13 protein-coding genes are annotated in these 12,266 nt (G+C 41.5%); all 13 read left to right on the forward strand.

Annotated features, from left to right (window positions below; genetic code table 11):
- The first annotated feature begins 57 nt into the window (after positions 1–57).
- The 13 genes from rpoC to bhn_RS03620 all read left to right on the forward strand — a co-directional run bounded on the left by rpoC (position 58) and on the right by bhn_RS03620 (position 12,227).
- The gene (gene rpoC / locus bhn_RS03575; protein ID WP_071177418.1) at positions 58–3,780 is read left to right on the forward strand and encodes a DNA-directed RNA polymerase subunit beta'; all 3,723 of its coding nucleotides are present in this window, start codon (positions 58–60) and stop codon (positions 3,778–3,780) included.
- A 144-nt stretch (positions 3,781–3,924) separates the two neighbouring features.
- Positions 3,925–4,344 carry a 30S ribosomal protein S12 gene (rpsL, locus tag bhn_RS03580; RefSeq protein ID WP_026515647.1) on the forward strand — a complete coding sequence of 140 codons (420 nt, stop codon included), beginning with the start codon at positions 3,925–3,927 and terminating at the stop codon, positions 4,342–4,344.
- Between the two features lie 164 nt (positions 4,345–4,508).
- On the forward strand, positions 4,509–4,979 hold the full coding sequence (gene rpsG, locus bhn_RS03585) for a 30S ribosomal protein S7 (protein WP_071175400.1): 471 nt from the start codon (positions 4,509–4,511) through the stop codon (positions 4,977–4,979).
- Positions 4,980–5,033: 54 nt separating this feature from the next.
- Positions 5,034–7,151 carry an elongation factor G gene (fusA, locus tag bhn_RS03590; RefSeq protein ID WP_071175401.1) on the forward strand — a complete coding sequence of 706 codons (2,118 nt, stop codon included), beginning with the start codon at positions 5,034–5,036 and terminating at the stop codon, positions 7,149–7,151.
- Positions 7,152–7,289: 138 nt separating this feature from the next.
- Entirely contained in the window at positions 7,290–8,480 is a 1,191-nt protein-coding gene (gene tuf / locus bhn_RS03595) for an elongation factor Tu (protein WP_071175402.1), read from the forward strand.
- A 115-nt stretch (positions 8,481–8,595) separates the two neighbouring features.
- Complete coding sequence (locus bhn_RS15560; RefSeq protein WP_148661908.1) at positions 8,596–8,730, forward strand: shikimate kinase; 135 nt, start codon at positions 8,596–8,598, stop codon at positions 8,728–8,730.
- A gap of 43 nt (positions 8,731–8,773) precedes the next feature.
- A complete protein-coding gene (locus bhn_RS03600; RefSeq protein WP_071175403.1) occupies positions 8,774–9,331 on the forward strand; it encodes a hypothetical protein in 558 nt (185 codons plus the stop codon).
- 47 nt (positions 9,332–9,378) lie between these two features.
- On the forward strand, positions 9,379–9,798 hold the full coding sequence (locus bhn_RS03605) for a GNAT family N-acetyltransferase (RefSeq protein ID WP_083385683.1): 420 nt from the start codon (positions 9,379–9,381) through the stop codon (positions 9,796–9,798).
- A gap of 94 nt (positions 9,799–9,892) precedes the next feature.
- Positions 9,893–10,036: an NUDIX hydrolase gene (locus bhn_RS15380; RefSeq protein WP_202816791.1), complete on the forward strand. Its 144-nt coding sequence runs from the start codon at positions 9,893–9,895 to the stop codon at positions 10,034–10,036.
- Complete coding sequence (locus tag bhn_RS03610; protein WP_071175404.1) at positions 10,033–10,575, forward strand: histidine phosphatase family protein; 543 nt, start codon at positions 10,033–10,035, stop codon at positions 10,573–10,575. The genes bhn_RS15380 and bhn_RS03610 overlap by 4 nt, the downstream gene beginning before the upstream one ends.
- Before the next feature lie 120 nt (positions 10,576–10,695).
- Positions 10,696–11,571, forward strand: coding sequence for a metallophosphoesterase family protein (locus bhn_RS03615; RefSeq protein WP_071175405.1), 876 nt, complete (start codon positions 10,696–10,698; stop codon positions 11,569–11,571).
- A complete protein-coding gene (locus tag bhn_RS15785) occupies positions 11,571–11,717 on the forward strand; it encodes a hypothetical protein (protein WP_193399764.1) in 147 nt (48 codons plus the stop codon). Before bhn_RS03615 ends, bhn_RS15785 begins: the two co-directional genes overlap by 1 nt.
- A 15-nt stretch (positions 11,718–11,732) precedes the next feature.
- Positions 11,733–12,227 carry an HAD domain-containing protein gene (locus bhn_RS03620; protein ID WP_071175406.1) on the forward strand — a complete coding sequence of 165 codons (495 nt, stop codon included), beginning with the start codon at positions 11,733–11,735 and terminating at the stop codon, positions 12,225–12,227.
- Positions 12,228–12,266: the final 39 nt, after the last annotated feature.

The following is a 12,266-nucleotide window of genomic DNA, read 5'->3' on the forward strand; positions in this document are numbered from 1 at the left end:
GTGACTGTTGATTACGTTTAACATAAAGAAAAGAGGTTACGAATGTCTGATTCAACTATGAATAAAGCAATAAATGAAGCTTCAAGCGGAAGAAGTAGTACACAGCAGCAGACCTATCAGCCTATGACCTTTGACTCAATCAAGATTGGACTTGCATCACCAGAAAAGATCAAAAGCTGGGCAATTAGAGACAAGAACGACCCGGAAAGCGGCAAGGTAACAAAGCCAGAGACAATCAACTACAGAACATTGAAGCCAGAAAGAGATGGTCTTTTCTGTGAAAGAATATTTGGACCAACTAAAGACTGGGAATGTCACTGTGGTAAGTACAAGAAGATCAGATATAAGGGCGTTGTCTGTGATCGTTGTGGCGTAGAAATTACAAAGAGCAGCGTACGTCGTGAGAGAATGGGATACATCGAGCTTGCAGCTCCTGTTTCTCATATCTGGTACTTCAAGGGAATCCCTAGCAGAATGGGTCTTATCCTTGATCTTTCTCCACGTGTACTTGAGAAAGTTCTTTACTTTGCTTCATATATAGTACTTGATCCAGGTGAGACATCACTTGAGTACAAGCAGGTTCTCTCTGAGAAAGAGTACCAGGATGCCAGAGAAGAGTGGGGCGGAAAGTTCCGAGCTGGTATGGGCGCTGAGTCCATCAAAGAGCTTCTTCAGGCAATTGATCTTGAAGCTGAATATCAGGAACTCAAAGAGGGTCTTGATACATCAAGCGGACAGAAGAGAGCTAGAATTATTAAGCGTCTCGAAGTAGTCGAAGCATTTAGAGAGTCTGGAAATAATCCTGCATGGATGATCATGGATTGCATCCCAGTAATCCCACCAGATCTTCGTCCTATGGTACAGCTTGACGGTGGACGTTTCGCTACATCAGATCTTAACGATCTTTACAGAAGAATTATCAATAGAAATAACAGACTTAAGAGACTTCTCGATCTCGGTGCACCTGATATCATCGTTCGCAACGAGAAGAGAATGCTTCAGGAGGCTGTAGATGCCCTCATCGATAACGGTAGAAGGGGAAGACCTGTAACAGGACCTGGTAACAGAGCACTCAAGTCACTTTCTGACATGCTCAAAGGTAAATCAGGACGTTTCCGTCAGAACCTTCTTGGTAAGCGTGTTGACTATTCAGGACGTTCAGTTATCGTAGTAGGACCAGAACTTAAGATTTATCAGTGTGGACTTCCTAAGGAAATGGCTATCGAGCTTTTCAAACCTTTCGTTATGAAAGAACTTGTTTCTAGAGGAATTTCACAGAACATAAAGAACGCTAAAAAGCTCGTTGAGAGACTTGATGAGCAGGTTTGGGACGTTCTTGAGGATGTAATTAAGGAGCACCCAGTTATGCTGAACCGTGCCCCCACACTTCACAGACTTGGTATTCAGGCATTTGAGCCAATTCTTGTAGAAGGTAAGGCTATCAAGCTTCATCCTCTTGTATGTACACCTTTTAACGCCGACTTCGATGGTGACCAGATGGCTGTTCACCTTCCATTGTCAGTAGAGGCACAGGCTGAGTGTAGATTCCTCATGCTTGCACCTAATAACCTTCTTAAGCCTTCAGATGGTGGTCCAGTAAACGTTCCTACACAGGATATGGTACTTGGTATCTACTATTTGACACAGGAGAGACCTGGTGCTCTTGGCGAAGGTAAGTTCTTTAAGAGTGTTGACGAAGCTATTCTTGCTTATGAGAATGGTTACTGCACACTTCAGACAAGAATTAAGATTAGAATGGACAGAACTAAGGCTGATGGAACAGTTGGAACTGGAATCGTAGAGTCAACTCTTGGTAGATTCCTCTTCAATGAGATCATTCCTCAGGACCTTGGATTTGTTGATAGAACAGTTCCAGAAAACGAGTTCAAACTTGAAGTTGACTTCATGGTTGGTAAGAAGCAGCTCAAGCAGATTGTTACAGCTATGATCAATACTCACGGAACATTTGCTACAGCAGAGGTTCTTGATAAGATCAAAGCTACTGGTTATCACTATTCAACACGCGCTGCTATGACAGTATCTATCGCAGATATGACAGTGCCAAAGCAGAAGCAGGAAATGCTTGATGAAGCACAGGCTACAGTTGATAGAATCGCTATGAACTTCCGTCGTGGTCTTATCACAGACGAAGAGCGTTACCGTGCAGTAGTTGATACTTGGATGGAGACAGATAAAAAGCTTACTGATGAGCTTCTTGCTGGTCTTGATAAGTACAACAACATCTACATGATGGCTGACTCTGGTGCCCGTGGTAGTAACCAGCAGATCAAACAGCTCGCAGGTATGCGTGGACTTATGGCTGATACAACAGGTCGTACAATCGAACTTCCTATCAAGTCAAACTTCCGTGAAGGTCTTGACGTTTTGGAATACTTTATGTCAGCTCACGGTGCTCGTAAGGGTCTGTCAGATACAGCTCTTCGTACAGCCGATTCAGGATACCTTACACGTCGAATGGTTGACGTATCACAGGAACTCATTATCCGTGACATCGACTGCTGCGCAGACAAGGAAGTAATTCCAGGAATGACTGTAAAGGCATTCATGGATGGTAAAGAAACAATCGAGCCATTAAAGGATAGAATCACAGGAAGATATTCTTGCGAGACTATTAAAGATAAAGATGGTAACGTGATCGTTAAGAAGAATCACATGATCACACCATCAAGAGCAGCTAAGATCCTTTCAGTAGGCGTAAATGCTAAGGGTCAGCCAGTTGAAGCTGTTAAGATCCGTACAATTCTTACATGCCGTTCACACAACGGAATCTGTGCTAAGTGCTACGGTGCAAACATGGCAACTGGTGAGGCTGTACAGGTTGGTGAGGCAGTTGGTATTATTGCTGCTCAGTCAATCGGTGAGCCTGGTACACAGCTTACAATGAGAACATTCCATACTGGTGGTGTTGCCGGTGGCGATATTACTCAGGGTCTTCCTAGAGTAGAAGAGCTTTTCGAGGCAAGAAAGCCAAAGGGACTTGCTATTATTTCAGAGCTTGATGGACAGGTTGAGATCAGAGATACCAAGAAGAAGCGTGAAGTTATTGTAACTAACGATGAGACTGGTGAATCAAAGGCTTACCTCATTCCTTATGGATCACGTATCAAGGTTCAGGATGGAATGACAATTGAAGCTGGTGATGAACTTACTGAAGGTTCAGTTAACCCACACGATCTTCTTAAGATTAAGGGTATCCGTGCAGTACAGGATTATCTCTTAAGAGAAGTTCAGAGAGTATATCGTTTACAGGGTGTTGATATCTGCGATAAGCATATCGAAGTTATTGTTCGTCAGATGCTTAAGAAGGTAAGAATCGACGAGAGTGGAGATACAGAATTCCTCCCAGGAACACTTGTAGATGTACTTGATTTTGAAGATAGTAACGAAGCACTTATCAGTGAAGGTAAGAGACCTGCAGAGGGTAAGCAGGTAATACTCGGTATTACAAAGGCTGCTCTTGCAACTAACTCATTCCTTTCAGCTGCATCATTCCAGGAGACAACTAAGGTTCTTACTGATGCTGCTATCAAGGGTAAGGTTGATCCACTTATCGGACTTAAGGAAAACGTTATTATCGGTAAGCTGATCCCTGCTGGTACAGGTATGAAGAGATATAGAAATACAGCTCTTAATACTGACGCAAACTTCAAGGATCCAGAGAAACTTATCCTTAAGAAAAAGAAGAAAGACTTTGATGATGAGTTTGAAGATGCAATCGACATTGAAGATGATGAAGTTTCAATCTCAGAAGAGGAGTAATTTTCTGACAAGTTGTCATAAAAAATTTAGTTGACAACTAAAATAATACTATTTATAATTCATAATTGCGTGTATGTGCAAAGGGGTGATATTCTGCCCCTTTGTATTTTGTACATACATATATCAAAATAGGAGGTAAAAAGAATGCCAACATTTAACCAGTTAGTTAGAAAGGGTCGTCAGACATCAGTTAAGAAGTCTACAGCACCTGCTCTTCAGAAGGGTTTCAACTCTCTTCACAAGAAGGCAACTGCTACAGCTTCTCCACAGAAGCGTGGTGTCTGCACAGCTGTTAAGACAGCAACACCTAAGAAGCCTAACTCTGCTCTGAGAAAAATCGCCAGAGTACGTCTTTCTAACGGTATTGAGGTAACAAGCTACATTCCTGGAGAAGGACACAACCTTCAGGAGCACAGCGTTGTTCTTATCCGTGGTGGAAGAGTTAAGGATTTACCTGGTACAAGATACCACATCATCAGAGGTACTCTTGATACAGCAGGTGTAGCCGACAGAAAACAGGCTCGTTCTAAGTATGGCGCTAAGAGACCTAAGGCTGCCAAGTAATTTTTTTGTTTCATTAACAGATCTAATTTTTGAATAGTGTTGGTGTTCTATATCTATATATTTTAGTAAGAAAACCGCACGTACACTAAATTAGTGAGTACCGATGATTATAGTAAGCAATGATCTTACTAGTGATCATTGCAATTCTAAAGGAGGGAAGAACCGTGCCACGTAAAGGACATATTGTAAAACGTGATGTATTAGCGGATCCTTTATACGATAACAAGGTTGTTACTAAGCTTGTTAACACAGTAATGCTCGACGGTAAGAAGGGTGTTGCTCAGAAGATCGTATACGGTGCATTCGCACAGGTAGAAGAGAAGGCTGGAAAGCCAGCTCTTGAAGTTTTTGAAGGAGCTATGAATAACATCATGCCTGCCCTTGAGGTTAAGGCAAGACGTATCGGTGGAGCTACATACCAGGTTCCTATCGAGGTTAGACCTGACAGACGTCAGGCTCTTGCACTTCGTTGGCTTGTAACTTTCTCACGTGCTAGAGGCGAGAAGACTATGGTAGATAGACTCGCTTCAGAGATTATGGATGCATACAATAACACTGGTGCAGCTGTAAAGAGAAAAGAAGACATGCACAAGATGGCAGAAGCAAACAAGGCGTTCTCACATTACAGATTCTAATTCTAATCTGATTTTGTATGAGACAGGTTTAATATTATTTAGGAGGAAGAACCTTTGGCTGATAGACAATACCCATTGGAGAGAACCAGAAACATCGGTATTATGGCACATATCGACGCTGGTAAGACAACTCTTACAGAGCGTATTCTTTACTATACCGGTGTAAACTATAAGATTGGTGAGACTTACGAAGGTACTGCTACCATGGACTGGATGGAACAGGAGCAGGAAAGAGGTATCACAATCACATCTGCAGCTACAACTTGTCACTGGACACTTCAGCAGAATGGTAAGGTTAAGCCAGGTGCTCTTGAGCATCGTATCAATATCATTGATACACCTGGACACGTTGACTTTACTGTAGAAGTTGAGCGTTCACTTCGTGTACTTGATGGTGCTGTTGGTGTATTCAGTGCTAAAGAAGGCGTTGAGCCACAGTCTGAGAACGTTTGGCGTCAGGCTGATGGATTTAATGTTCCTCGTATGGCATTCATCAACAAGATGGATATCATTGGAGCAAACTATTTCGGTGCTGTAGAGCAGATCAGAAATAGACTTAAGAAAAACGCTATTATGATTGAAATCCCTATTGGAGCTGAGGATCAGTTCCAGGGTGTTATCGATCTTTTCGAGATGCAGGCTTACATCTACAATGATGATAAGGGTGAGGATGTTACAATTGGTGAGATCCCTGCTGACCTCAAGGATGATGCTGAGCTTTATCACTCAGAGCTCGTTGAGAAGATCTGCGATCTTGATGAAGATCTTATGATGAAGTACCTTGAGGGAGAAGAGCCTACAGTTGATGAACTTAAGGCTGCACTTCGTAAGGCTACTTGCGAGTGTAAGGCATTCCCTGTTTGCTGTGGTTCAGCCCACAAGAACAGAGGTATCCAGAAGCTTATCGATGCTGTTATCGAGTTTATGCCTTCACCACTTGATATCCCTGCATGTAAGGGAACAGACATGGATGGCAACGAGATTGAGGTTGAGTCAACAGATGATGGCCCATTCGCAGCTCTTGCATTCAAGATTGTCAGCGATCCATTCGTTGGAAAGCTTGCATTCTTCCGTGTATATCGTGGTACAGCAAATTCAGGTTCTTATGTACTTAACAGTACTAAGGACAGCAAGGAGCGTCTTGGACGTATCCTTCAGATGCATGCTAATAAGAGATCTGACCTTGATAAGGTTTACGCAGGTGATATCGCAGCAGCTGTAGGTCTTAAGAATACAGTAACTGGTGATACTCTCTGTGATGAGAAGAACCCAGTAATCCTTGAGTCAATGGAATTCCCAGATCCTGTTATTGAGCTTGCTATCGAGCCTAAGACTAAGGCTGGTCAGCAGAAGCTTGATGAAGCACTTATGAAGCTTGCTGAAGAAGATCCTACATTCAGAGCTCATACAAATCCTGAGACAGGTCAGACAATCATCGCTGGTATGGGTGAGCTTCACCTTGATATCATCGTTGATAGACTTCTCAGAGAGTATAAGGTTGAGGCTAACGTAGGCGCTCCTCAGGTTGCATATAGAGAAGCTCTTACAAAGGCTGTAGACGTTGAGTCTAAGTACGCTAAGCAGTCTGGTGGACGTGGTCAGTATGGTCACTGTAAAGTTCGTTTCGAGCCTATGGATGCTAACGGAGACAACCTTTACCAGTTCGATAGCGAAGTTGTTGGTGGTGCTATTCCTAAGGAATTCATTCAGCCAATCAGCGACGGTATCGAAGAAGCTATGAAGGCTGGTACACTTGGCGGATATCCAGTAGTTGGTGTTCATGCTACAGTTTATGATGGATCATACCATGAAGTAGACTCATCAGAAATGGCATTCCACATCGCTGGATCTATGGCATTCAAGGATGCTATGGCTAAGGGAGCACCTGTACTTCTTGAGCCTATCATGAAGGTAGAAGTAACAATGCCTGAGGAGTACATGGGAGATGTTATCGGTGACGTTAACTCTCGTCGTGGACAGGTAGAAGGAATGGATGATCTTGGCGGCGGAAAGATCGTAAGAGCACATGTGCCTCTTGCTGAGATGTTCGGTTATGCTACAGACCTTCGTTCTAGAACACAGGGACGTGGTAACTACTCAATGTTCTTTGAGAAGTATGCTCCAGTTCCTAAGAATGTTCAGGAGAAAGTCCTTTCTAACAAGGGCAACTAATTAAAAACTAAATGAAAGCCGCAAAAAATCAAGTTTTTAGCTTGATTTAGCGGCTAACATTTAATATAATCGATATAGTCGGTTAAATTATGTATGAAAATGTTGATTTAACATTTCACTTAAGGAGGATATTTAGAAATGGCAAAAGCTAAGTTTGACAGAAGCAAACCACACGTTAACATTGGTACAATCGGACACGTTGACCATGGTAAGACAACTCTTACAGCTGCTATCACAGCTGTTCTTGCAGACAGAGGATTCAGCCCTGCTGTAGCATTCGATCAGATTGATAAGGCTCCAGAAGAGAAGGAAAGAGGAATCACAATCAACTCAGCTCACATCGAGTATGAGACAGCTAACAGACACTATGCTCACGTTGACTGCCCAGGTCACGCTGACTACGTTAAGAACATGATCACAGGTGCAGCTCAGATGGATGGATCAATCCTTGTTGTTGCTGCTACTGATGGTGTTATGGCTCAGACTAAGGAGCACGTTCTTCTTGCTCGTCAGGTTGGTGTTCCTTACATCATCGTATTCATGAACAAGTGCGATATGGTTGATGATCCTGAGCTTCTTGACCTCGTTGAGATGGAGATCAGAGACCTTCTTACAGAGTATGAGTTCCCTGGAGATGACACACCTATCATTCGTGGTTCAGCTCTTAAGGCTCTTGAGGATCCTAAGTCTGAGTGGGGTGACAAGATCATCGAGCTCATGGATACAGTTGATTCTTACATTCCTGAACCTACTCGTGAGACAGATAAGCCTTTCCTTATGCCTGTTGAGGACGTATTCACAATCACAGGTCGTGGAACAGTTGCTACTGGTAGAGTAGAGAGAGGTGCTCTTAACCTCAACGACGAAATCGAAATCGTTGGTATTAAGGAAGAGACATCTAAGTCTGTTGTAACAGGTATCGAGATGTTCAGAAAGACAATGGATTACTGCGAAGCTGGTGACAACGTTGGTCTTCTTCTTCGTGGTGTTGACCGTGAGGGTATCCAGAGAGGACAGGTTATCACAAAGCCTGGTACAGTAACTTGCCATACAAAGTTCACTGCTGAGGTTTACGTTCTTACTAAGGACGAGGGTGGCCGTCATACTCCTTTCTTCACAAACTACAGACCACAGTTCTACTTCAGAACAACTGACGTTACAGGTGTCTGCAACCTTCCAGATGGTGTTGAGATGTGCATGCCTGGTGACCACGTAACAATGTCTATCGAGCTTATTCACCCAATCGCTATGGAGCAGGGTCTTAAGTTCGCTATCCGTGAGGGTGGACGTACAGTTGGATCAGGTAAGGTTGCTACAATCGTTGAGTAATTCTTATCGGATTGCATAAACACTGAATTTCAAAGAGCTTCAAGCCTTGTGCTTGGGGCTCTTTTTTCGTACAATAAAGAAACGTATTGAGTATATTTTGGGGAGTAAAAAGACTATGCGTATTATTGTTTGTGGTTTAAATGGAGCTGGTAAAAGTACTTTGGGGAGAGCTTTGGCAGGACAGCTTCATTATGAATTCAGAGATATCGAAGATTATTATTTCCCTATGTTTTTGAAGAAGGACACATAATGGAACAGGAACAAGAATTGCGATTGGCTTATTATTGGTATTGATGGCCTTTCAGCTATGCGCTTGCGGGAAAAAGGCTGAAGAGTCTCAGGAGGCGTCTTTCTACATCCCACAGGTGTACAGATGCTCATTTGTATCATTATCTGAGGAAGATGGCCATAGAAATACCTTTAGGCATAAGATGAGATATGATCTTAATGATTTCTACAGGCACAATGACAGCTACGAAGCTATTTTCAGACTCTACAGAAACGTTTCAGTTAACAGCTTTCTGTTTGATGTAACTGATGACAACTTTGGAATAGAGAAACTTACTGGTGCGGACAAAAATCATTTCCACTATGTTGTGATAGATTTATGTGAAGAAGAACTGTTTCCGGGGACAGATCAGAAATATCAAACTATGGTTTATGATGTGGAGTCTGGGAATTTCTGGTTGGGAAAAGATTGTGACCATTTATACTCGTTTGGCAAATGTGCAATCGAAAATTACAGAGCTGATACAGATCTGCTTGCATATGTAGAAGGCAAGTGGGAGGTCCCGGAATATCAGACTTTTTATGACTACCTTTGTTCTATGGATTGGCTGAAGACTTCTTAAGAATCATTGTTTAATTGAGAAATGCAAAAACTTGATGGGAGAAAAAGATGGAAATAGTTTATTATGAAACAATACCGGATTTAGATACTTATTTTGAACTTCGTAGATCTGTTGATTGGAATAATTTTTGTCCAGAACAGACGCAGAAAGCCATAAATAAAAGTGCATTTTTTATATTGGTAAAGGATGAAGATAAGCCTATAGCAATGGGAAGAGCAGTTGGAGATGGCATGTACTACACTATTGTGGACGTTGTAGTAAGACCTGAATATCAAGGAAAAAAGGTTGGCTCAACTATAATTAGTAAATTACTTGAGCTTATTCAAAAAGATGCGCCTGAAGGAGCGAGAATAAGTGTACAACTGCTGGCAGAAAAAGGAAAAGAAGAATTCTATGTAAAACAAGGCTTTAAGCTTTGCCCACACGAATTCTGTGGACCTGCGCTTAGAAAGGTAATATACACATAAGGCAGATAAGTAGACCTGTTTTTGGTAAGACTAGAAGGAATGTATATGAGCAGAACCGAAATATCAGAAATAACAGTCCTTTGCCTCATTTCAGATGGAGAGGGTTGAAATAAGTAAACTGTCAGAGCTTGAAACAGTTGATGACTTGGAAGAACTACTAGAAGTTATAAATAATCCTGAACTGACAGAGTTCCAATATCTGGTTGATGGGGATAACTGGACGGTAGCGATTAAATGAGAGTATATGTAATAAGGCATGGCAAAGTACTTCATGATTGGAAAAAGTGGTGCACATCTGCTGAGTTTGATGAGCAATGTGTGTTATATGACAAAGCTCCGATTGATAAGGCATCTGTAGATGCAGTGAACGATGATATTCAAAAGATTTATATTAGCGATTTGGACAGGACTCTACAAACTGCAGAAAAGATATTTGGAGAAGAGGATTTCAATAGGACAGCACTGCTAAATGAGGTTCCGCTTCATTCAGGATTTGATATAGCAATACGTTTGCCGTTGGGTGTTTGGAATTTTCTAGGAAGGCTGCAGTGGCTGATCGGAAATAAAAGACAACCTGAAGGCAGGAAGCAGACCTCTAAGAGAGCAGAGCAGTTTGTGAACATGATAATAAAGCATAATGAGGATTGTGCTGTAGTCACACATGGCTTCTTTATGCATACTTTGATTAGAATAATGAAGAATGTGGGCTTCAAAGCAGATAAAGAGCGAGTGAACTATAGGAATGGAGAAGTGATTTTACTTACAAGAAAGTGTTAAGGGGAGAATTATGGCGGATTTTGGTATTAAGGTAGTTATAATGCCCTTGGACCTTGACTAATTTATAGCATACGGCTAACATCTTAATAATATTGTTTATGGCAGATTGGTGGTGACTAGATGAAGATAGCAGTATTTGCAGATATACATAGTAATTTCGAAGCTTTTAAGACTTGTTTTGATAAGGCAATTAAAGAAGGTGCTACAGAGTTTATTTTTCTTGGCGATTACCTTGGAGACATGGCTAATTTAAGACAGACCATGGATATGGTATATCAGGTAAGAAAAGACTATCCCTGCACCTTCATTAGAGGAAATAAAGAGGATTATTGGTTAGAACATAGAAGGCATCCTGACGCAGAGGACTGGGCGTATGGTAGAACTACTACTGGGATGCTTCGATATAATTTTGACCGTGTGACAGATGAGGATTTGGATTTCTTTGAGAGCATGCCAATTAGTATAGATAAGCATTACGAGGGACTTCCTGATATCACATTCTGTCATGGTTCACCATATAGCGCGAATCAGAGCCTGCGCCCTGATTATGACTATATAGACGAGGTTACAGCTACTTTTAATAACGATATAGTAATCTGTGCTCATTTCCACATTCAAACCCAGTATACAAGATCAGGGAAGCTAATTATCAACCCTGGAGCAATAGGAATATCGCTAAATGCAGGCGGTAAAGCTCAGTTTATGATTCTTGAAGGTGAGAATGGAGCCTGGGATTATCATTTCTATTCTGTAGACTATGACGTAGACGCCACAATTAAGGCTATGCACGATGAAAAGATAAATGAGCTGGCACCAGGCTGGTATAGAATTACAAAACATCTTTTGCAGACTGGTGAAAATTCTCATGCATCAATATTGAGAAAAGTAATGTCTGATTATTACAAAGAGACAGGTATAGAGACTCTTCACGGTATACCTGAGGAGTTTTGGGAAAAAGAACTTGATACAATATTTGGCAAAGAGGAGACTAGATAATGCCAGATTTTAGAATAACATCAGATGGTAATGAACAAGATATTCAAGAAATATATGAGATGCTTAAGACATTTAATCTAAGCAACCTTGAAGATTATCCATACACGGGGAAAAGGCATTATTACACCAAAGAACTGAATCAGTGAGGCTATGTTGAAACTATGAATAAAATCATTTTTCTAGACGTAGACGGCGTTCTCAATTCCAAATTCTGGGATAATGATCATCAGCGTGAAATTAGTGAAGGTAAATATGTAGACCTTGAAGCTGTAAAGCTCCTTGGAAGCCTAGTTAAAAGAACTGAGGCTAAGATCATTCTCCATTCAGGATGGAGGTTTTGGTTTGATGAATCTATGAATCCCCTTAGACTGGAAGCTGAGTTTTTTGCTAACGCGCTAGCAAAAGAAGAAATAAGCATTTACGGAGTTACGCCGGATCTGACGATAGAGGAGATAAGAAAAACAAAGAAATTTAGTCTAGTTAAGGCTGATGAGATACTTAAGTGGCTGGATGACAACAGCTCTTTTACCAAGTGGGTGGTACTAGATGACCTAGATCTACATAACGAGGAAGTGGCAAGACATCAGGTGAAGACTGATCCAGAGATAGGACTTACGGAAAAAGACGTAGAAAAGGCAATAGAGATACTTAAATAATGAGACCTCTATCTCGAAAAAGGATAGAGGTCTCATTTT

Origin of the sequence: Butyrivibrio hungatei (assembly GCF_001858005.1) — a bacterium.
Lineage (GTDB): Bacteria > Bacillota > Clostridia > Lachnospirales > Lachnospiraceae > Butyrivibrio > Butyrivibrio hungatei.